This window comes from Micromonospora sp. U56 (assembly GCF_018070095.1).
GTDB lineage: Bacteria > Actinomycetota > Actinomycetes > Mycobacteriales > Micromonosporaceae > Micromonospora > Micromonospora purpureochromogenes.
In genome coordinates this window covers 1-20,864 of sequence record NZ_JAGPYL010000113.1, presented here as the reverse complement: position 1 = coordinate 20,864, position 20,864 = coordinate 1, and the positions used below count along the sequence as shown (strand labels likewise).

The 20,864-nt window shown below is 73.1% G+C and carries 14 protein-coding genes; 8 read left to right on the top strand and 6 right to left on the bottom strand.

All coding sequences use genetic code 11. From position 1 onward, the window contains the following. Positions 1 to 194 precede the first annotated feature (194 nt). Together KBX37_RS27410 and KBX37_RS27405 are read left to right on the top strand one after the other, a co-directional pair. Positions 195 to 1,121, top strand: coding sequence for a tetratricopeptide repeat protein (locus KBX37_RS27410; protein ID WP_210778779.1), 927 nt, complete (start codon positions 195 to 197; stop codon positions 1,119 to 1,121). Between the two features lie 66 nt (positions 1,122 to 1,187). Further along, complete coding sequence (locus KBX37_RS27405) at positions 1,188 to 2,483, top strand: arginase family protein (RefSeq protein WP_210778778.1); 1,296 nt, start codon at positions 1,188 to 1,190, stop codon at positions 2,481 to 2,483. Positions 2,484 to 2,639: 156 nt separating this feature from the next. Here KBX37_RS27405 and KBX37_RS27400 read toward each other — a convergent pair whose 3' ends face one another. Beyond that, positions 2,640 to 4,598: a penicillin-binding transpeptidase domain-containing protein gene (locus tag KBX37_RS27400; RefSeq protein ID WP_210778777.1), complete on the bottom strand. Its 1,959-nt coding sequence runs from the start codon at positions 4,596 to 4,598 to the stop codon at positions 2,640 to 2,642. Between the two features lie 287 nt (positions 4,599 to 4,885). Here KBX37_RS27400 and KBX37_RS27395 point away from each other — a divergent pair, with 287 nt between their 5' ends. Continuing rightward, entirely contained in the window at positions 4,886 to 9,934 is a 5,049-nt protein-coding gene (locus KBX37_RS27395; protein ID WP_210778776.1) for an NAD-glutamate dehydrogenase, read from the top strand. Between the two features lie 56 nt (positions 9,935 to 9,990). Here the strand turns inward: KBX37_RS27395 and KBX37_RS27390 are convergent, their stop codons facing one another. Together KBX37_RS27390 and KBX37_RS27385 are read right to left on the bottom strand one after the other, a co-directional pair. Beyond that, on the bottom strand, positions 9,991 to 10,701 hold the full coding sequence (locus KBX37_RS27390) for a class F sortase (protein WP_210778775.1): 711 nt from the start codon (positions 10,699 to 10,701) through the stop codon (positions 9,991 to 9,993). Next, positions 10,688 to 11,872: a hypothetical protein gene (locus KBX37_RS27385; RefSeq protein ID WP_210778774.1), complete on the bottom strand. Its 1,185-nt coding sequence runs from the start codon at positions 11,870 to 11,872 to the stop codon at positions 10,688 to 10,690. The genes KBX37_RS27390 and KBX37_RS27385 overlap by 14 nt, the downstream gene beginning before the upstream one ends. Positions 11,873 to 12,414: 542 nt before the next feature. On the opposite strand from KBX37_RS27385, the gene KBX37_RS27380 reads away from it, so the two are divergent. After that, positions 12,415 to 14,193, top strand: a complete 1,779-nt coding sequence (locus KBX37_RS27380; RefSeq protein WP_210778773.1) for a glycoside hydrolase family 6 protein — start codon at positions 12,415 to 12,417, stop codon at positions 14,191 to 14,193. Positions 14,194 to 14,346: 153 nt separating this feature from the next. On the opposite strand, the gene KBX37_RS27375 is transcribed toward KBX37_RS27380, so the two are convergent. From KBX37_RS27375 to KBX37_RS27365, 3 genes are all read right to left on the bottom strand, one after another. Next, a complete protein-coding gene (locus KBX37_RS27375; RefSeq protein WP_210778772.1) occupies positions 14,347 to 14,733 on the bottom strand; it encodes a hypothetical protein in 387 nt (128 codons plus the stop codon). Positions 14,734 to 14,870: 137 nt separating this feature from the next. Then, on the bottom strand, positions 14,871 to 15,857 hold the full coding sequence (locus KBX37_RS27370; RefSeq protein WP_210778771.1) for a hypothetical protein: 987 nt from the start codon (positions 15,855 to 15,857) through the stop codon (positions 14,871 to 14,873). Between the two features lie 10 nt (positions 15,858 to 15,867). Then, entirely contained in the window at positions 15,868 to 16,461 is a 594-nt protein-coding gene (locus tag KBX37_RS27365; protein WP_088960612.1) for a hypothetical protein, read from the bottom strand. A 603-nt stretch (positions 16,462 to 17,064) separates the two neighbouring features. Here KBX37_RS27365 and KBX37_RS27360 point away from each other — a divergent pair. From KBX37_RS27360 to KBX37_RS27345, 4 genes are read left to right on the top strand one after another with little or no spacing between them, the layout of a single operon-like run. Then, a complete protein-coding gene (locus KBX37_RS27360; RefSeq protein WP_210778770.1) occupies positions 17,065 to 19,419 on the top strand; it encodes a sensor histidine kinase in 2,355 nt (784 codons plus the stop codon). Beyond that, complete coding sequence (locus KBX37_RS27355) at positions 19,419 to 19,841, top strand: roadblock/LC7 domain-containing protein (protein ID WP_154942319.1); 423 nt, start codon at positions 19,419 to 19,421, stop codon at positions 19,839 to 19,841. The genes KBX37_RS27360 and KBX37_RS27355 overlap by 1 nt, the downstream gene beginning before the upstream one ends. After that, positions 19,831 to 20,217, top strand: a complete 387-nt coding sequence (locus KBX37_RS27350; protein ID WP_210778769.1) for a DUF742 domain-containing protein — start codon at positions 19,831 to 19,833, stop codon at positions 20,215 to 20,217. The genes KBX37_RS27355 and KBX37_RS27350 overlap by 11 nt, the downstream gene beginning before the upstream one ends. Beyond that, positions 20,198 to 20,800, top strand: a complete 603-nt coding sequence (locus KBX37_RS27345; RefSeq protein WP_210778768.1) for an ATP/GTP-binding protein — start codon at positions 20,198 to 20,200, stop codon at positions 20,798 to 20,800. Before KBX37_RS27350 ends, KBX37_RS27345 begins: the two co-directional genes overlap by 20 nt. Positions 20,801 to 20,864 lie beyond the last annotated feature (64 nt).

Sequence of the window (20,864 nt, the reverse complement as noted above, 5' to 3'; positions counted from 1 at the left end):
CCCCCACCCTCGCGATCTTGCACTTTCGGCCCGCCGACCGCGGCATCTGCCGCATTTGTCGGGGCGGCAAGTGCAAGATCGCGGGAGGCGGCGGGGTGGGGGCGGGGGCGGGGGTGTGAGCAGGGGTGAGAGTTGCGACTGTCGCCGTGGCGGTTGATCTGAGTTCCGCGGGACACGTGCGAGACTAGATAACCATGAGCGACCCACGGATCACCTCGTCGATCTTCACCCGCGGCGCGGTCGACCTCAGCGCGCTGCGCAGCACCGCACCGGCCAACACCCGCCCCAGCACACCGACCCAGGCCGGCCCGTCCGCCGGTCTCCCGGGCGGCCCCGCCACCGGTGGCGGTGGCCTCGCCGTGATCGACGTGACTGAGGCGACCCTCCAGGCCGAGGTGCTCGAGCGTTCGCTGACCACGCCCGTCGTCGTCTTCTTCGGCGCGGCCGGCTACCCGGAGAGCGACGAGTTCGCGCCGGTGTTGGAGCGGCTGGCGACCGAGGGCGACGGCGCGTGGGTGCTGGCCCGGGTCGACGTCCAGGAGAACCCCCGGATCGCCCAGATGTTCCAGATCCAGGCGATCCCGACCGTCTACGCGGTCGTCGGCGGCCGGCCGATCGACGCGTTCCCCGGCGTCGTGCCGGAGGCGCAGCTGCGCCAGTGGATCTCGGCGGTGCTCAAGGCCGGCGGCGTGGCCGTGGCCGAGCCGGAGGACCCGCGCCTCGACGAGGCCGACGACGCCCTGATGAGCGGCGACCTGGACGCCGCCGAGCGGGCGTACAAGAAGATCCTCGCCGAGTCCCCGGCGGACGCCGCGGCGGAGGCCGGCCTGGCCCAGGTCGGGGTGGCCCGGCGGGTCGCCGGCGTCGACCCCCAGGCGGCGGTCGCCGCCGCGCAGGCCGCCCCCGACGACGTCGAGGCCCAGCTGCTCGCCGCCGACATCGAGGTGCTCAGCGGCCTGGCCGAGCAGGCGTACGCCCGGCTGGTCAGCCTGGTCCGGCGGACCGCCGGCGACGACCGGGAGAAGGTACGCCAGCACCTCGTCTCGCTGTTCACCATCGCCGGCCCGGACGACCCCGCGGTCGCCTCGGCCCGGCGGGCGCTGGCCAGCGCCCTGTTCTGAGTTCGTAGCACGCCAGCGCGGGCCGGCGTTCCGGCCGGCCCGCCCGACCACCGAGGACGGGAGCCCATGATGCGCCGGATCGCCGTCCTCGACGCGCCGACAAACCTGGGACTGCGCCCACCCACGTCCACCTCCGTCCCCGGCTGCGGCAAGGCGCCCGGCGCGCTGCGCGACCACGACCTGCTCGCCCGGCTGCGGGCCCGCGACGCCGGCTGCCTGACCCCACCCCGGTACGACCCGGGCGACTGGCGACCCGGTGACGGCGTCTGCCACGCCCGGGAGATCTCCGGCTACTCGGTGGCGCTGGCGGACCGGATCGGCGCGATCATCGACCGGGGCGAGTTCCCGCTGGTGCTCGGCGGCGACTGCTCGGTGCTGCTCGGCTCGGCGCTGGCCATGCACCGGCTCGGCGAGGCGGTCGGCGGCCGGATCGGGCTGGTCTTCGTCGACGGCCACTCCGACTTCCGGCACCCCGGCAACGCCTCGTACGTGGGCGCGGCGGCGGGGGAGGACCTGGCCCTGGTGACCGGGCGCGGGCAGGCCGACCTGGCGGCCATCGAGGGGCGGCGCCCCTACTTCCGCGACATCGACGTGGTGGTGCTCGGCATCCGCGCGCAGGACGAGTACCGCCTCGACCTCCAGGCCGCCGGCATCACCACCCGGCCGGTGCCGGCGCTTCGCGCCGAGGGCGCGGCTCGCACCGCCCAGTGGGCGCACGAGCAGCTCGCCGACTGCGCCGGCTACTGGGTGCACATCGACGTGGACGTGCTCGACCCGGCGGTGATGCCGGCGGTGGACGCGCCGGACCCGGGCGGGATCGCCTTCGCCGAACTCGAGATCCTGCTCGCCGGGCTGGTGGACACCCCGCACTGCCTCGGCGTCGAGCTGACCGTCTTCGACCCCGACTACGACCCGGACGGCTCGTACGCCGCCGAGATCGTCAACACCGTCGTGGCCGGACTGGCCCCGGTGTCGGCGCCGGAGGCGGTGCCGCCCCGGCTGCTGCCGGCCGCCCCGCCGCCGCAGCGGGTCCGGTCCACCGGGCCGACGACGCGCGCCCGTCTCGCCACCCCGCCCAACGGCGGCGCCGGGCCGGCCGGAGGGCCGGGGCCGGGCTCCCCGGTCGGCATCGCGCCGCTCGGGTCCGGCGAGCCGGCGGTGGACGAGCCGGAGGCCGCGACGGGCCCGGCGACCGGAGGGCTCGCGTCGGCGCCGGTCGAGACGCCGGTGCCCGCCGTCGCCGTCGAGCCGGTCGGGCCGCCCGCCGCCGTCGGGCCCGGCCTGCTCCGCCGGGTGCCCCGTGCCGACGAGGACGGGACGTCGGAGGAAGACTCCTCACCGTCGTCCGCCGGCATCGCCTGACGGATCGCCCACCCCCCGGTCCGGCCCTCCTGCCCGTGCCGGTGGCGCGGCACGGTCCCGGCCGGCTGGCGCTGCCTTGGTCGGTCTCGCCGGCGTGGTGTCGGCCGATGTCGCCGCGAAGACACCATCCGTCGCCCGCGCCTCCCTGGGGACGGATCAGCGAAGGGCGCGGAGGAAGCGCTCGCTGATCGGGACCGCGCTGGCCGTGCTCGACCCGCCCTGCTCGACGAAGACCGCGAACGCGACGTCGCCCTGCCAGCCGACGAACCAGGCGTGGGTGTGCGCCGGGTTGTTGTCGTACTCGGCGGTGCCGGTCTTGCCGTACACCGGGCCACCGGGGACGTCGGCCAGCGCCTTCGCCGTGCCGGCGGTGACCACCTCGCGCATCATCGCCTTCAGCGGCTCCACCGACTCGGCCTTGAGCTGCGGGCCGGGCTCCGCCAGCTTGGCCGGGGCCGGATCGAGCACCAGTTTCGGCTGCTCCCAGCGGCCGCGGGCGACCGCGGCGGTGGCCCCGGCCATGGCCAGCGGGCTGACCACGGTGGTGCCCTGGCCGATCGCGGCGGCGGCCTGCTCGACCGGCGAGCCGTTGGCCGAGACCTTGCCGGTGAAGGCGTCGGTGCCGAGGTCCCAGCTGCCCTCCAGGCCGAGGGTACGGCCGGTGACGGCCAGCCCGTCGGGGCCGAGCTTCGGCGCCAGGGACGCGAAGGCGGTGTTGCAGGACCGGGCGAAGTCGGTGCGGAACGGCACCTTGCCGAGGACGAAGTCATCGGAGTTCTTGAAGGGTCGTCCGTCCACGGTGAACGTCTTCGGGCAGTCCACGACGGAGTCGGCGCCGACCGCGCCGCGGTCGAGCAGGCCGAGGGTGCTGACCATCTTGAAGGTGGAGCCCGGCGGCACCTGGGCGGTGAAGGCCAGGTTCTCCCCGGCCGCGCCCGGCCCGTTGGCCGCGGCGAGCACCGCGCCGTCGCTGATCCGTACCGCCACCAGCGCCGAGCGGCGCTTCTCACCGCGCAGCGCGGCGTCGGCGGCGTTCTGGGTGGCCACGTCGAGGGTGGTCTTCAGCGGCTGGCCGGGCTGCGGCTCGTTCCGGAAGACCTCGGTCGGCTCCGGGGTGCCGTCGGAACCGGCCGGCCCCTGGACGAGCACGGTGAGCCCGGGAGTGCCGCGCAGGCGGTCGTCGTAGCGGCCCTGGAGACCGCCGTGCCCGACCAGGTCGCCCTTGGCGTACCGGTCGGGGTGGGCGGCCAGGTCGTCGGCCTGCGCCTCGTCGACGGAGCCGAGCAGCGCCCGGGCGAACTCCCGGGTGGGCGCCAGGTCCCGCTTCTCGCTGGGGAACCTGGTGCCGGGCAGGTCGTAGATGCGCGACCGGATCTGCCGGTACGCCTCGTCCCGCAGCGTCACCACCTCGACGAAGGCGCCCGGATCCGCCTCGCTGAGTCGTTTCGGCAGGTCGGAGAGGTCGACCGGGGGATTCAGCGCCGGTCGGATCGCCTTGAACGCCGCGTCGAGCTGCCTGACCAGCGCCTTCGCGTCGGTCACCTCGCTGGGCTGCACGCCGACCCGGACCACCTGCCGGGGCGCCACGATCGGCTGCCCGGCGGCGTCCAGCACCCCGGCCCGCGGGCTGGCGGTCCGGCGTACCGTCAACCGGTCGCCCTCGCCGAGCTGCTCCTGCACCAGCTGCGGCTCCCAGATCACCTGCCACTGGTCGTCCCCGCCCTGGCGTAGCCGCACCGGTCGGTCGTACGCCCAGGTGGTCTTTCCCGGCAGCGCCCACTCCACCCGGACCTTGGCGGTGGCGATGTCCTTGGTGACCTCGGCGTCGCCGGAGCGGCGCAGGGTGGGCGGGGTGGCGGCCAGCTCGCCGGAGAGGTCCTTGATCTCCTTGGCGACCTCGGTGGCCGGCAGCCGGGCGCCGGTCGGGTCGATGAACCCGACCGCGCCGAGGTCGCCGGAGCGCCAGCCGGCCAGGAAGGCGTCGATGGTCCGCTCCGGTCCGTCACCGTCCGAACACCCGGTGAGCGCGCCGGCCGCCAGCACGGTGGCGGTCAGCGCCGCGAGGGCCGGCCGGAAACGCGTACGGGAACGGCGGAGCGGGTACGACACGGGCATGGAGCGGTACCTCCGGATCTCGGACTGCCCTGCACGCTAGTACGACCGTGCTCCCCGTACCGCCCCGGCGCGGCCGCACGCTGTGTGAAGACCCCGACGGCGGTGTGATGAACATCGCGAGTCGGGGTACTCCGCAGCCGGCCGACCACGCATCTGCAACGGGTGAAAGGACAGAGTCCCGAACCGGACGTCCGGCCGGTGGTCCGCCGACGAACGGACAGAGTGGCAGGGCCTAGGCTGGGCGGCAGAGTGACCCACAACGCGGTGGGTCGAGGGGAGTGGCACCGATGGACCGGCGTCCGGCGATCAAACCGGGACCCGACCTCCGGCAGGCTGACACCGGCCGGGACGACAGCTTCGATTCGGCGACCGACGGGGACGGCCTCGGCCGACTCGACACAGGAGTTACCGGGATGACCGGTTCGAGTATCGACACCCTCTACGAACTGGGGCTTCCGTCCGAAGCGCTCGGTGACGACGTGGAGGACGCGGAGCTCGACGAGCCGGTACCCAACGCGGAGCGGCTGGTCGCCCAGGCGGTGGCGCTGGCCGGCGACGACCACGACGCGGCCACCCTGGTGGGCCGTTTCTGGCGGTTCGCGCCGGACGAGGAACTGATCGGATTCACCGCCGAGGAGATGCTCGACGCCGCCAGGGCGCACCGGGACCTGGCCCAGCAGCGGGTGCCGGGCGAGCTGAAACTGCGCATCCACGAGCCGGACGCAGAGCAGCACCACACGGTCATCGAGATCGTCACCGACGACATGCCGTTCCTGGTCGACTCGGTGACCGCGCTGCTCAACTCCCACCACCTCGACGTGCACCTGCTGGTGCACCCGCTGGTCGTGGTGCGGCGGGAGCCGCTCGGTCGGCTGACCGAGGTCTCCGCCGACGTCGAGCCGGACGACGCGATCGCCGGCGACCTGGTCGAGAGCTGGATGCGGATCGAGATCGACCCGGTCCGCGACGCGGCGGAGCGGGAGAAGCTGCGCCGCGAGCTGCAGCGGGTGCTCACCGACGTGCGCGAGGCGGTGGAGGACTGGCCGAAGATGCGGCAGCGCGCCCTGGCGCTGGCCGACGAACTGGCCTCGGCCCGGACCTCCGACAACCGTCCGCCTGTGCCTGAGAAGGACATCACCGACTCGGTGGAGCTGCTGCGCTGGCTGGCTCACGACCACTTCACCTTCCTCGGCTACCGCGAGTACCGGCTGGTCGACAGCGACGGCGGCGACGGACCGGCGCTGGAGGCCGTGCTCGGCACCGGGCTGGGCATCCTGCGGTCGGACTCGCCGGAGGCCCGGGCGCTGTCGTCGATGACGCCCGAGGCGCACGAGAAGGTGATGGAGAAGCGCCTGCTGATCATCACCAAGGCGAACTCCCGGGCGACCGTGCACCGCTCGGCCTACCTGGACTACATCGGGTTCAAGATCTTCAACGAGGCCGGCGAGGTGGTCGGGGAGCGGCGGTTCCTCGGCCTGTTCTCCACCGCCGCGTACCGGACCAGCGTCCGTGAGCTGCCGGTGGTCCGACGCAAGGTCGCCGAGGTGCTGGACCGCTCCGGCCTGAGCCAGCGCAGCCACTCCGGCAAGGACCTGCTCCAGATCCTGGAGACCTACCCGCGCGACGAGCTGTTCCAGATCAAGACCGACGACCTGTACCACGCCGTGATCGGCGTGCTGCGGATGGCCGGTCGCCGGCAGCTGCGGGTCTTCCTGCGCCGGGACGCGTACGGGCGGTTCATCTCCTGCCTGATCTACCTGCCCCGGGACCGGTTCACCACCCAGAACCGGCTGCGCATGCAGGACATCCTGCTGCACGAGCTGAACGGCGTCGGGGTGGACTACACCACCCGGGTGACCGAGTCGATGCTGGCCCGGGTGCACTTCATCGTCCGGACCGACCCGACCAACCCGCCCGGCGAGGTCGACGCCGACCTGCTCGCCGAGGAGCTGGCCGACGCCACCCGGCTCTGGGACGACGACTACCGGCTGGTGCTGGAGCGCAAGCTCGGCGACGAGCAGGCCAAGCACCTGTTCAGCCGGTACGCCGACGCCTTCCCCGAGGGCTACAAGGACGGCCACACGCCGTACGAGGCGATGAAGGACCTGGCCAAGCTGGAGCTGCTGGAGGAGCCCGGCCAGCTGGAGATGCACCTGTTCCGCAAGCAGCTCGCCCCGCGCGGGCCCGGCGCGGACGCCGACGACGCGATGGACGTCCGCTTCAAGGTCTACCGGTACGGCGAGCCGATGATGCTCTCCGCCGTGCTGCCGGTGCTGCACTCGCTGGGCGTCGCGGTGGTCGACGAGCACCCGTACGAGGTGGACCGGGTCGACGGCCGGGTCTTTCTGTACGACTTCGGCCTGCGCCTGCCCGAAAGGCACCAGGAGCTGGCCGAGGTGCGCCCGCACGTGGAGAACGCCTTCGCCGCCGCCTGGCGGGGCGAGGCCGAGGTGGACGGCTTCAACGAGCTGGTCCTGCGCGGCGGTCTCACCTGGCGGCAGGTGGTGGTGCTGCGGGCGTACGCGAAGTACATGCGCCAGGCCGGCACCGTCTTCTCCCAGGACTACATGGAGCAGACCTTCATCGCGTACCCGAAGATCGCCGCCCTGCTGGTGGAGCTCTTCGAGACGCGGTTCGCCCCGGGCTCGGCGAGCATGGAGGAGCGCCGGCAGCGCAGCGACGAGCTGGTCGGCGCCATCAGCGCGGCCCTGGACGACGTGGCCAGCCTGGACCAGGACCGGATCCTGCGGGCGTACCTGACGCTGATCCAGGCCACCCTGCGGACCAGCTTCTACCAGAAGCCGGTCGGCGGGCGGCCCAAGTCGTACGTGGCGTTCAAGCTGGATCCGCAGGCCATCCCGGACCTGCCGGCCCCGCGGCCGAAGTTCGAGATCTTCGTGTACTCGCCCCGGTTCGAGGGCGTGCACCTGCGGTTCGGGCCGGTGGCCCGGGGCGGGCTGCGCTGGTCCGACCGGCGGGAGGACTTCCGCACCGAGGTGCTCGGCCTGGTCAAGGCGCAGATGGTGAAGAACGCCGTGATCGTGCCGGTGGGCGCCAAGGGCGGCTTCGTACTCAAGCAGAAGCCGGGGGACCGCGACGAGGCGGTCGCCTGCTACAAGGAGTTCGTCGGCGCGATGCTCGACGTCACCGACAACATCGTCGGCGGCGAGATCGTGCCGCCGACCGACGTGGTCCGGCACGACGCTGACGACCCGTACCTGGTGGTGGCGGCGGACAAGGGCACCGCCACGTTCTCCGACATCGCCAACGAGATCTCGGCGGCGCACCAGTTCTGGTTGGGCGACGCGTTCGCCTCCGGCGGCTCCGCCGGGTACGACCACAAGAAGATGGGCATCACCGCCCGGGGCGCCTGGGAATCGGTCAAGCGGCACTTCCGCGAGCTGGGCCACGACACCCAGACCCAGGACTTCACCGTGGTCGGCGTCGGCGACATGTCCGGTGACGTGTTCGGCAACGGGATGCTGCTCTCGGAGCACATCCGGCTGGTGGCCGCCTTCGACCACCGGCACATCTTCCTGGACCCGAACCCGGACGCGGCCACGTCGTACGCCGAGCGGAAGCGGCTGTTCGAGCTGCCCCGGTCGTCGTGGGAGGACTACGACCGGAAGCTGATCTCGGAGGGCGGCGGGATCTTCCCGCGTACCGCCAAGTCGATTCCGATCACGCCGCAGGTCCGGGCGGTGCTCGACCTCGACGAGGACACGACGCAGCTCAGCCCGCAGGAGCTGATGAAGGCGATCCTCACCGCGCCGGTCGACCTGTTCTGGAACGGCGGCATCGGCACCTACGTGAAGGCGTCCACGCAGACCAACGCCGAGGTGGGCGACAAGTCCAACGACGCGATCCGGGTGGACGGCAAGAGCCTGCGCTGCCGGGTGGTCGGCGAGGGTGGCAACCTGGGCTGCACGCAGCTCGGCCGGATCGAGTACGCCCTGGCCGGCGGCCGGATCTACACCGACTTCATCGACAACGCGGCCGGGGTGGACTGCTCCGACCACGAGGTGAACATCAAGATCCTGCTCAACACGGCGGTCGCCGACGGCGCGCTGGACGTCCCCGAGCGGGACGAGCTGCTCGCCCAGATGACCGACGAGGTCGCCGAGCTGGTGCTGCGGGACAACTACGACCAGGCGCGGGCGATCAACAACTCCCAGGCCCAGGCCGCGTCGCTGCTCCCGGTGCACCGGCGGATGATCAACGAGCTGGAGCGGGCCGGTCAGCTCGACCGGGCCCTGGAGGCGTTGCCGCCGGACGAGGAACTGGCGGTCCGCACCGAGTCCGGGCTGACCGCGTCGGAGTTCGCGGTCCTGCTCGCGTACGTCAAGATCGTGCTGGAGCGGGAGATCCTGGCCGAGGGGCTGGCCGACGAGGAGTGGACGACCGAGGTCCTCGTCAACTACTTCCCGACGCCGATGCGCGAGCGCTTCGCCGACCGGATGGCCCAGCACCGGCTGCGCCGCGACATCGTCACCACGGTGCTGGTCAACGAGGCGATCAACCGGGGCGGCATCTCGTTCGTCTTCCGGGTCGTCGAGGAGACGGCCGCGTCGGCGGCGGACGTGATCCGGGCGTACGTGGTGGTCCGCGAGGTCTTCGGGCTGCGCGAGCTCTGGGACGCCGTCGAGGCGCTGGACAACAAGGTCTCCCCGGAGCTGCAGACCAGCGTCTACCTGGACACCCGGCGGCTGCTCGACCGCGCGGTGCGCTGGCTGGTCACCAACCGGCGCTCGCCGATCGACGTGCCGGCCGAGATCGCCCGGTTGCGCGACGGCGTGGCCCGGCTCCTGCCGGACCTGGAGGACCGCTTCTACGGCAGCGAGCGGGAGTCACTGGCGGCGCACATCGACTCGATGACCGAGCGGGGCCTGCCGCGCGACCTGGCCGAGCAGGCGACCCGGCTGATGTACAGCTTCGGCCTGCTGGACGTGGTGGAGACGGCCACCTCCAGCGGGCGGGACGTGGGCGAGGTGGCCTCGGTCTACTTCGTCCTGTCCGACCTGTTCCGGGTGGACTCCCTGCTGTCGAAGATCTCCCTGCTGCCGCGGGAGGACCGCTGGCAGACGCTGGCCCGGATGGCGCTGCGCTACGACCTGTACGCCGCGCTGGCCGCGCTCACCGCGGAGGTTCTCGACTCGACCCCGGACAACCTGGCCTCGAACGAGCGGGTGCTCCAGTGGGAGCAGTCGAACGCCACCTCGATCCACCGTGCCCGCCGGGCAATGGGGGAGTTCGACGAGTCGCGGGCCGACCTGGCCGCCCTGTCGGTGCTGCTGCGCCAGATCCGCACCCTGGTGCGGACCTCCGCCGCCGCCTGACGAGTACGCCGACGCGCCTCCGGCGGGACTCACGTCCCACCGGAGGCGCGTCGCGTTCACGCGGTCATCGTGGCGAAGACGACGATGTTGTCGGGGTAGCTGCCGGTGGCCTGGTTGAACTCGCCGCCGCAGGTCACCACCCGCAGGGCGGGCTTGTCGTTCGGGCCGTACACCAGCTCAGTGGGGAAGGACACCTTCGGGTACGACCGGACCTCGTCGACGGCGAAGGTGGCCTTGACCCCGTCGGCGCGGGTGACCGTGATGGTGTCACCCTGCTGGAGAGCACCGAGTTCGAAGAAGACGGCGGGGCCGAGCTTCGCCGAGTCGACGTGCCCGACGATCACGGCGTTGCCGACCTCGCCGGGGCTGGGCCCCGGGGAGTACCAGCCGGCGCGCTGGGCCTGGTCCAGCGGGGGGACCTGGACGGTGCCGTCCGGGTTGGTGCCCAACGTCATGATCTCGGCGTCGACCCCGATGCGCGGGATCGAGATGGAGCCGGGGGCGGCTCGGGACAACGCGGCGGGGGGTACCTCCACCGCCTCGACCGGGCCTTCGCCGGCAACGACGTCCGGCTCGGCGGCGGGGGTCTGCGGGGCGGACTGGGCCTGCGGCTGCGGGGGGCGGGGCGGGGGTTCGGTCCGCAGCGACGCGCCGATCATGCCGGCGCCCACCATGGCCAGCAGGACGACGACGGCGGCGCCGGCGGCGCGCCACGGTCTCCCGTGACGGCCGCCGGCCCGTGTCGCCGTCTGGTCAGACGAGGCCATCGGCCCGACGCCGACGCATCAGCACGATGCCACCCAGGGCGGCCGCGCCGATCATGCCCGCCCCGCCCATGGCCATGCCGCGGTCGGTGCTGGTGCTGGTCATGCCACCGTCACCACCGTCGACGCCACCGCGTGGGAGGACCACCAGCTCACCCTCGCCGCAGGAGCCCTTGAGCTCGTACTTGCCCGGGCGGGCGTCCTTAAAGACCTTGGCCTCGCCGTAGTAGACGAAGTCCTTCTTGTGCTCCCAGCGGTCCTTGTCCTCGCCGTAGCCCGAGTGGTCGTCCCGGCCGTGGTCGTCCCGGCCGTTCTCGTCGTGGCCGTTCTTCCAGTCGCCCTTGTCGCCGTGCTCGTCGTACTTCTCGTCGTGGCCGTTGCGGTCCCGGCCCTCTTCCTGGCCGTACTCGTCGTGGCCCTTCTTGTCGTCGTCCTTCTTGCCGTGCTCGTCCTTCTTGCCGTGCTCGTCCTTCTTGCCGTCGTCCTTCTTGTCGTGCTCGCCGCGACCCTCCTCGTGGTTCTTGGCGTCGCGGTCCGGCCCGGCGTCGGCAGCGAAGCCGCCGCCCGCACCGTTGGCCGGGGGCTGGCCGCCCTCGTTCGACCACTGGCCCTTGCCGTCCTCGCCCTTGCCGTGGTCGTCCTTCTTGCCGTCGTCCTTCTTGCCGTCGTCCTTCTTGCCGTCGTCCTTCTTGCCGTCGTCCTTCTTGCCGTGCTCGTCGCCGCGGCCCTCTTCGCCCTTGCCGTGGTCGTCCTTCTTGCCGTCGTCCTTCTTGCCGTGGTCGTCCTTCTTGCCGTGCTCGTCGCGGCGCTCGTCGTCCTTGCCGTGCTCCCAGTCGCCCTTGTCCTTGTCCTTGTCCTTGTCCTTCCAGTCCCCGTGCTCGCCGCCGCGGTCCTCGCCCCGGTCGTCATGCCGGTCCTTATCCACCGGCTTCAGCTCCACCTTGCCGGTGACCTTGGACCAGACGAAGGCGTGCTCCTGCCGCTCCGGGCAGATCTCGAGGAGCTTGACCTCGTCGCCGGCCTTCACGACGTGCGGCTTGGCGATGACCTTGCCGTCGCGGTCCTCGCTGTCGTGGTTGTTGTCCGCGAACGCGATCCCCGGCGTGAACACCAGGAGGGACGCGCCGCCGAGGGCGGCACCCGCTACGACCTTCCCGAGCATCTTCTTTGCCATGACCTGCGTCACTCCATCCCTGTTGTCCTGAGCCCGACGACAGTCGAGCTATGACCGACGTTAGACCGTTTCACGACTTATGCGGGGAAAGATTCGCGTTTAAGAGTTTCCAGGCAGCGAGGGCGATAGAGGTGCTAGATGGCTTTTGTCCGCCTGGTGGCCCCGCTGTCGACCTCCCGGGCGCTCTGGGTAGCTCCGCGGCGGGAAAGGCGTACGTCCGGGTTGCCGATGCCGCCCGTGTGCGGGGATTTGCGGCAGGCATCGAGGCATTGCCATGGAAGCGCTCCCATGCAAGAATCGCTGCACGCGGTTCGGGGAGCCACACCGCGCAGGCAGACGCCGAGGGCAACCGGTCCGACCGGACGGCGTCGCCGCTGGACCGGTCCGCGTGACCGGTCGACGTCACCACCACCACGCCCGTCCGGGTCGGGCACCCCCCGAGATATCCCGTTGGCGCCGAGGACCGTCCCCGCAGGGACGTCCAGCCGGGCCATTCCGCCGGGCCGTACGCGGATCCGGTCTCGCCCAAGGAGTTCAGTGGCATGAATCTGTGGAAAAACCTGTCCGGCCGGCGCCGGGCGGTCGCGCTAGCCGGTGCGAGCGCCCTGGTCGCGGGCGGGATGGTGGCCATCCCGGTCACCGCGGCGCAGGCCGCGACCCAGTGCAGCGTCGACTACACCACTAACGACTGGCCGGGCGGGTTCACCGCCACCGTCGTCATCAAGAACCTCGGTGACCCGGTCAGCTCCTGGAACCTCGGCTTCACCTTCCCGAACAGCAGCCAGAAGGTGCAGCAGGGCTGGTCGGCGAAGTGGTCGCAGACGGGCCAGAACGTCACGGCCACGAATGAGTCCTACAACGGCTCGCTCGCCTCCGGCGCCAGCACCAGCATCGGGTTCAACGGCGCCTGGAGCGGCAGCAACCCCAAGCCGACCTCGTTCACCCTGAACGGGACGGTCTGCAACGGCGGCAACCCGACGCCGACACCGACGAACCCCACTCCCACGCCCACCGACCCGACCCCCACGCCCACCGACCCGACCCCGACACCGACCACGCCGGGGCAGAAGGTGGACAACCCGTACGTCGGGGCCAAGGGGTACGTGAACCCGGAGTGGAAGGCGAAGGCGGACGCCGAGCCCGGTGGCAGCCGGGTGTCGAACAACCCGACCGCCGTCTGGCTGGACCGGATCGCCGCCATCAACGGCACCACCGGCAGCAGCTCCAACGGCGCGATGGGCGTGCGCGACCACCTGGACAGGGCGCTGGCCCTGGGTGCCGGCTACATCCAGTTCGTCATCTACAACCTGCCCGGCCGGGACTGCGCGGCGCTCGCCTCCAACGGTGAGCTGGGTCCGGAGGAACTGCCCCGGTACAAGGCCGAGTACATCGACCCGATCGCGGCCATCCAGGGCGACCCGAAGTACGCCAGCCTGCGCATCGTCAACATCATCGAGATCGACTCGCTGCCGAACCTGGTGACCAACACCTCCGGCCAGCCGGGCGGCACCGCGATGTGCGACACGGTCAAGGCCAACGGCGCGTACGTCAACGGTGTCGGGTACGCCCTGGCCAAGCTGGGCGCCATCGGCAACGTCTACAACTACATCGACGCCGCCCACCACGGCTGGATCGGCTGGGACAGCAACCTCGGCCCGACCGCGACCCAGCTCCACCAGGCCGCCACCGCCTCCGGCAGCACGGTGAAGAACGTGCACGGCTTCATCGTCAACACCGCGAACTACTCGGCGCTGCGTGAGCCGTACATCAAGATCACCGACACGGTGAACGGGCAGACCGTCCGCCAGTCCAAGTGGATCGACTGGAACCAGTACGTCGACGAGCTGTCGTTCGCCCAGGCATTCCGCAGCAAGCTGGTCTCCGTCGGCTTCGACGCCAACATCGGCATGCTGATCGACACCTCCCGCAACGGCTGGGGCGGCACCGCCCGGCCCACCGGCCCGGGCGCGACGACCAGCGTGGACACCTACGTCAACGGTGGCCGCATCGACCGTCGCATCCACGCCGGCAACTGGTGCAACCAGGCCGGGGCGGGCCTCGGCGAGCGGCCCAAGGCCGCGCCGGAGCCGGGCATCGACGCGTACGTCTGGGTCAAGCCCCCGGGCGAGTCGGACGGCTCCAGCAGCCTGATCCCGAACAACGAGGGCAAGGGCTTCGATCGGATGTGCGACCCGACCTACACCGGCAACGCCCGCAACGGCAACAGCCTCAGCGGCGCCCTGCCGAACGCGCCGATCTCCGGCGCCTGGTTCTCCGCGCAGTTCCAGGAACTCATGAAGAACGCCTACCCGGCGCTCTGAGCACCGGGCGGACGGCCCACCCGCCGCGGCGGGAGTGAGGCACTGCCGCGGCGGGTTCCCCACGGGCCCCTGGTCCGACCGGTCGATCCGGTCGGGCCAGGGGCCCCCGCCGTACCCGCCGGTCCGGCGCGCGGGCCCGCTGCGGCGTGCCGGTCAGGGGACGGTCCGCTCGATCGCGGCCCGCCCGTGCTCGGCCAGGTCGCGGCGGGCCCGCTCGAGGTTCTCCGGCGTCATGTCCTGCCCACGGGCCATCACCAGGTCCTCCGGCTCCCAGGGCTGCTCGGCCCCGGTGCGGATGTTGTCCCCGCCGGCCCCCGTGCCGGTCCCGGTGGCGCCGGTGCCGGCCGCGTACGGGTCGCCGAGCAGGTCCTCGGTCGGCACGCCGCCGCCCGCGCCGCCACCGGGCTCGGTGAAGGACGGGTTGTCCCGGTCGGCGCCGCCCCCGGTGACCAACTGCGGCACGGTGGTCTCGTCGTCGACCGCGGCGGCCACCTCCGGGCTCTCCTCCAGCGGTCGGCGGTTCGGGTCACGATCCGTCATGGTGCTGACCTCCTGTCCCGGGCGCGTCCCTATCTCGCGTACCCCGCTGGGACCGGCCCATGCCGGCGGAGGTCACGCCTTCCGGTATGCACGCGAACGCCCCGGCCGCTGGTACGGCCGGGGCGCCCGGTTCGTGGTCAGCGTCCGAGGACCCGGTCCAGGAAGTCGCGGTACTGGCGCACGGCCACCCGCAGTTGCTCGGTGTCCGCCGTGCCGGCCGTCTGCCAGCCGCCGAGCTTCTCCTTCTGCGTGGCGAGCGCGTCCGAGAGGGCCTGGATCGCCTCCTCGACCAGCGACTGGGCCTCGCCGACCGCCGCACGGGGGTCGTCCACGAAGCGGAGCTGCACCTCCCGCCAGCGGTCCCGGAAGGCCTGCGCCGCGTCCGCCTCGAAGAGCGTCGCCGCGTGCGTCGGGACGTTCGCTCCGGACGGCCGGGCCGCCTCGGCCACCCCGGCCGCTCCGGCGGCGCCGGTCGCGCCGGCGCCGGCCGCGGCCGCCGCCGCGCCACCCTCCGGCGCCTCGGTGTCCGGGTCGACCATGGTCGGCTCGGCGCTGCCGTACCCGGCCGCGCCCTCCGCCGGCGCGTCGCCGTCCGGGCGTACCCCGCCGGGGGTGTGCTCGGCCTCCCACCGCTGGCGGTCGTGGATCCGGTCCGCGGCGGTCGGGTCGGCCCGCTCGTCGTCGAACGGCTCGGTCCGCCCGGGCGCGCCGTCACCCGGCGCCACGGTGTCCTCGCCTCGGGCGTCCCGCTCGTCCTCGGGACGGCCGCTGGCCAGCGCCGACGCGGCGACCGCGTCGCCCACGGAGGCCGCGCCGAAGGTGGTCGGCAGCGGGCCCGGCTCGTGGAACTCCGGCCGTCCGTCGCCGTCGGCGCCGTCGCGATCGAGGTCACGCACGTCGTACGGGCGGGTGTCGTCGGGGTCGTCGGCGCGCCGGTCGGCGGCGGCCACCCGCGGGTCGTCGAAGGTGCCCCGGTCGTCCAGCACGTCGTCGGGGATGTCGGCCCGGCCGTCCCGCTCGTCCCGGGGCGTCCGGGTTGCGGCGTCCGGCGGGGGGACCGGCACCGGGGCGGAGCGGACCGCCTCCGGGTGGTCGGTGCTGCCCTGCTGCTCTTCCTGGCGCATCGTCGGCTCCTCAGTGGCTGGTGACGTCGTGCGGGCTGTCCGGGCGGCGCTGCTCCGGCGGCCGGTGCCCGACCGGCTCCTCGCCGAGCAGGTCGGCGAAGAGGGCGCGGTAGTGCACGACGGCCTGGCGGAGTTCCTCGGTGCTGGCCTCACCGCGCTCGTTGCGTACCCGGATCTCGTGCGCGTCCCGGTAGTGGGTGAGGGTGCGGGCGTGGTCGACGGACAGATGGGCGATCTGGTCCGAGAAGTCCCCGGTGGGGTATCCCCGCTCGGCGATCAGCCGGCTGACCAGTTCGTCGGCGTCGCCGACGGTCTCGCCGGGGGAGTCGACGAAGCGGACCTGGAGCTCCTCCCAGGCGGCGGCGTACCGGGCCCGGGACTCGGGGTCCAGCGGGGTGAGTTCGAGCTCCGCGTGCCGGCGTTCCCGGTCGCGCAGCTCCCGTTCGGCGGCGCCGCGGCTGTCCTGCTCCGCGACGACCCGGTCGTACTCCGGGCCGAAGCGGCGCCTGAGCGCGCGCCGCCGGCCGGCCACGACGGCCGCGGCGACCAGCGCCACGACCACCAGCACGACGAGAACCACAACGATTACCTGCGTGGGCGACATGGCTCCTCCTTCGCCACCTGGTATTCCCTCCGCGCGCTGGTCGCCAATCCCGATCCCGCGCACTTTCCTGGCCGATTCCCCCACCCGAGCACGGCCAGGCCGACCGGGTGAGCCGTCGCAAAAACTTGATATGTTCCAGAAAAGGCCCCCGCGCGGGGTGACGCCGGTCCACTCCGACGCCGAACGCCAGCGGACGGGCCGGGCTGCGCATCACGGTCAGGCCTGATCCAGCGGCAACAACTCCCAGGCCGGCCGGCACTACCGCGCGACGGTCGACCGGGAGCGGGACGACCTGATCCTCAACCTGGTCGACAACCTGGCTCAGCGGATCGCCGAGGGCCTCGGCATCTCAATCAACGACTGACCGTTCCGCTCGGCACGCGACGCTCCGCCGATGCACCGGCGGGAAGTCCGTCGTCCGCGGGGCAAGTGTCCTCCGGGGACGGTCCACACCGGATTGGTAGTGACGGGCGAGACGGACGGTAGTGCTACGGCGCGGGATTACGTATCCTGCCCAAGGCGCCCGAGCCGGTGCCCGGCACCGCCGGGACGTTGCCCGGCCGGTGCCGGCGCCACCGCTGCCACCCCTTCGGGCGAGGACTCATGGACACCCGCGACTGGCCGATCCGCGCCAAGCTGACCGCCCTGGTCGTCACCCCGGTGGCCGCCCTGCTCGCGCTCTGGATCTTCGCCACCACGCTGACCTTCGGCCCGGCGCTGGATCTGCTCTCCGCGCGGACCCTCCTGTACGACCTGGGTCGCCCCGGCGAGGTGGTGGTCACCGAGCTGCAACGCGAACGCCGGCTTTCGGTGGTGCAGCTCGCCGGCCCGGCGGCCCTGCCGGCCCTGGCCGACCAGCGCCGCCGCACCGACGCGGCGATCGCCGAGCTGCGGGACCGGGTCGGCGGGGACAAGCTGCGCGACGCGGCCGGCGACCTGCTCGACGCCCGGCTCGACAAGCTGGTCGCCGCGCTCGACGCCCTGCCGGCCGGGCGGGGCTTCATCGACCGCAGGCAGGTGGACCGGGCCGGCGCCGTCGGGCTCTACAGCGGCATGATCTCCTCCGCCTTCCAGACCTTCTCGGCGATGGCCGCCCTACCCGACCCGGAGCTCAACCGGGAGGCGCTGGCGCTCACCGCGCTCGGCCGCTCCCGCGACCTGCTCGGCCAGGCCGACGCGCTGGTGGCCGGCGCGCTCGCCGGTGGGCGGTTCTCCGACGGCGAGCACCTGCTCCTGACCCAGACCATCGGCAACGAGCGGTTCCTGGTCGACACGGCCGTGGCCGACCTGCCGCCGGAGGCCCGCAGCGCCTACCAGCGGCTGACCGAGGACCCGGCCTTCGTCCAGCTGCGCACCCTCGAGGAGGGGCTGCTGCGGGCGGACCCGGCCGCCCCTCCGCCGGTCGACGCCCGCAGCTGGCAGACCAGCCACGACGCCGTCCAGCAGGCGCTGCGCGACTTCGAGCTGAGCCAGGCCGACGGGCTGGCCGAGCGGACCGTGCCGGTGGCCGTCGGCATCCTGGTCCGGCTCGCCGTCGCCGGGCTCCTCGGCCTGGCCGCGATCGTGGTGTCGCTGCTGGTCGCGGTCCGGGTCGGGCGGACGCTGGCCCGCCGGCTGACCGGCGTGCGCAGCGCCGCGCTGGAGATGGCCGAGCAGCGGCTGCCCGACGTGGTGGCCCGGCTGCGCCGGGGCGAGCAGGTGGACGTGGCCCGGGAGGCGCCGCCGCTGGAATACGGTGCCGACGAGATCGGGGACGTCGGGCGCGCCTTCAACGAGGTCCGGCGGACCGCCGTCCGGGCGGCGGTCGACGAGGTCACCCTGCGCCGCGGCCTCAACGAGGTGTTCCTGAATCTCGCCCGGCGCAGCCAGGGCCTGGTGCACCGCCAGTTGGCGGTGCTCGATCGGATGGAACGGCGTACCGAGGACCCGGACGAGCTGGCCGAGCTGTTCCGGGTCGACCACCTGGCCACCCGGCTGCGCCGGCACGCCGAAGACCTGGTCATCCTGGCCGGCGCGGCCCCCGGGCGGGGCTGGCGACAGCCGGTGGCCGTGCTGGACGTGGTGCGCGGCGCGGTCTCCGAGGTCGAGGCGTACGACCGGGTGGACATCGGGGCAGTGCAGCCGGCCGGGGTGGTCGGCCGGGCCGTCGCGGACGTCATCCACCTGCTCGCCGAGCTGATCGAGAACGCCACCGCCTACTCCCCGCCGGGGACCCGGGTCGAGGTCTCCGGCCAGCAGGTGCCCCGGGGCTACGTCGTGGAGATCACCGACCACGGCCTGGGCATGACCCCGCAGGCGGTGGAGAACGCCAACCGCCGGCTCGCCCGGCCGCCCGAGTTCGACCCGGCCGACAGTGCCCGGCTGGGCCTGTTCGTGGTGTCCCGGCTCGCCGCCCGGCACGGCGTCCGGGTCACCCTGCGCTCCGAGCCTCCCGGCGGGGTGACCGCCGTGGTCCTCGTCCCGTCCGACCTGGTCACCGAGGAGCCGCCGGCCGCGCCGGTGAACACCGGGCGGCCGGCCTCGGTGGTCACCCGGCTGGCCACCCTGCCCCGGACCCGCGCCGGCCGCGCCGGGCGGGACCGGGCCGAGCAGACCGTGCTGCCGTTCGCCCCGGCCCGCATCTCCTCGGTGGAGGCCGCCCCCGACGGCGACGGCCTGCCCCGCCGGGTCCGCCGGCGCGGGCCGGTCGCCCGCCCGCGCCCGCAGGTCGCCGAGGCCCCGGCCGCCCGCGCCCCGGAGGAGGTACGCCGGCAGATGTCCGCGCTCCAGGCCGGCACCGCCCGGGGCCGGCGCGACGGCGCGATCCGCGCCGTGCCGCCGGGGCGACCCGACGGCGCCGTACCCGCCCCGACCGGCGGCCGTACCGAGGGGCGGGGCGGGGATCCCGCGCCGTCCCCGCCGCCGGGTGCGACGGCGGCGACCCCCGATTCCCCGACCGCGACTGAGAGGGACGCCTAGTGGTGGACACGACGAGGCAGAACGTCGACCTCGGCTGGTTGCTCGACGAGCTGGTCGACCGGGTACCGGCCGCCCGGGAGGCCGTGGTGCTCTCCGCCGACGGGCTGATGCTCGGCGCCTCCGCCGAGCTGGACCGCGCCGACGCCGAGCACCTCTGCGCCCTGGCCTCCGGCTTCTCCAGCCTGGCCAAGGGCGCCAGCCGGCACCTCGCCGGCGGCGGGGTGCGGCAGACCGTGGTGGAGATGGAGTCCGCGTACCTGTTCGTGACGGCCGCCGGGCGGGGCGCCTGCCTGGCGGTGGTCTGCGCGGCCGACGCGGACATCGGCCTGGTGGCGTACGAGATGGCGATGCTGGTCATCCGGGTCGGCGAGAACCTGACCGCGCCCGCCCGCGCGACGGTGGGGGCCGTCGATGCGGGCTGAGCCGCCGGGCGCCCAGCACGAGTGGCTGGACGCGGCGGCCGGCCCGGTGGTTCGTCCGTACACCCTCACCGGCGGCCGGGTGCGCCCGGCCGTCGACGGCTTCGACCTGGTCGCGTTCGTGCTGGCCGGCGCGGGCCAGGACCCGGCCGGCCAGCCGGGCCTCCAGCCGGAGCACCGGCGCCTGGTCGAGCTGGCCCGGCGTCCCGTCGCGGTGGCGGACCTCGCCGCTGACCTGGACCTCGCGGTGGGCGTGGTCCGGGTCCTCCTCGGTGACCTGCTCGCCCGGGGCCTGGTCTCGGTGCACGAGCCCCCGGCCGCCGGCCTTCCCGACAACGACATCCTCAAGGCGGTGGTCAGTGGACTACGTGCGCTCTGACCGGGACTCCTCCGGGCCCCGGTTGCCGCTGGCTCTCAAGATCCTGATCGCCGGGGGGTTCGGCGCGGGCAAGACGACGTTGGTCAGCGCGCTGAGCGAGGTCCGCCCGTTGCAGACCGAGGAGGTGCTGACCGGGGCCGGCATCGGCACCGACGACCTCTCCGGGGTGGAGGCGAAGTCGACCACCACCGTGGCGATGGACTTCGGCCGGATCACGATCAACGAGGACCTCCAGGTCTACCTCTTCGGCACGCCCGGGCAGGACCGCTTCTGGTTCCTCTGGGACGAGTTGGCCTTTGGCGCGCTCGGCGCGGTGGTGCTGGCCGACACCCGGCGACTGGCCGACTGCTTCCCGTCGATCGACTACTTCGAGCAGCGGGGCATCCCGTTCGTGGTCGGGGTGAACTGCTTCGACGGGTCCCGCCGGTTCGGCATCGAGGCGGTACGCCAGGCGCTGGACATCGACCCGGACGTGCCGGTGGTGCTCTGCGACGCCCGGGACCGGCAGTCCGCCAAGCTGGTGCTGATCTCGCTGGTCGAGCACGTCGCCCGGCAGCGGGGTGAACCGGTCCCGGTCTCCTGACCGGCGGGCGGGGGGACGGCTTCATCGCTTCCCGCCGGGATCCCGGATCGGGGGGACTGACCCC

Excerpts from the sequence above, each read along its gene's own strand:
- KBX37_RS27385 (WP_210778774.1), bottom strand. The coding sequence starts at position 11,872 with ATGGCAAAGAAGATGCTCGGGAAGGTCGTAGCGGGTGCCGCCCTCGGC.
- KBX37_RS27350 (WP_210778769.1), top strand. The coding sequence starts at position 19,831 with ATGCGGGCTGAGCCGCCGGGCGCCCAGCACGAGTGGCTGGACGCGGCG.
- KBX37_RS27400 (WP_210778777.1), bottom strand. The coding sequence starts at position 4,598 with ATGCCCGTGTCGTACCCGCTCCGCCGTTCCCGTACGCGTTTCCGGCCG.
- KBX37_RS27405 (WP_210778778.1), top strand. The coding sequence starts at position 1,188 with ATGATGCGCCGGATCGCCGTCCTCGACGCGCCGACAAACCTGGGACTG.
- KBX37_RS27375 (WP_210778772.1), bottom strand. The coding sequence starts at position 14,733 with ATGACGGATCGTGACCCGAACCGCCGACCGCTGGAGGAGAGCCCGGAG.
- KBX37_RS27395 (WP_210778776.1), top strand. The coding sequence starts at position 4,886 with ATGGACCGGCGTCCGGCGATCAAACCGGGACCCGACCTCCGGCAGGCT.
- KBX37_RS27390 (WP_210778775.1), bottom strand. The coding sequence starts at position 10,701 with ATGGCCTCGTCTGACCAGACGGCGACACGGGCCGGCGGCCGTCACGGG.
- KBX37_RS27370 (WP_210778771.1), bottom strand. The coding sequence starts at position 15,857 with ATGCGCCAGGAAGAGCAGCAGGGCAGCACCGACCACCCGGAGGCGGTC.
- KBX37_RS27410 (WP_210778779.1), top strand. The coding sequence starts at position 195 with ATGAGCGACCCACGGATCACCTCGTCGATCTTCACCCGCGGCGCGGTC.
- KBX37_RS27380 (WP_210778773.1), top strand. The coding sequence starts at position 12,415 with ATGAATCTGTGGAAAAACCTGTCCGGCCGGCGCCGGGCGGTCGCGCTA.
- KBX37_RS27365 (WP_088960612.1), bottom strand. The coding sequence starts at position 16,461 with ATGTCGCCCACGCAGGTAATCGTTGTGGTTCTCGTCGTGCTGGTGGTC.
- KBX37_RS27360 (WP_210778770.1), top strand. The coding sequence starts at position 17,065 with ATGGACACCCGCGACTGGCCGATCCGCGCCAAGCTGACCGCCCTGGTC.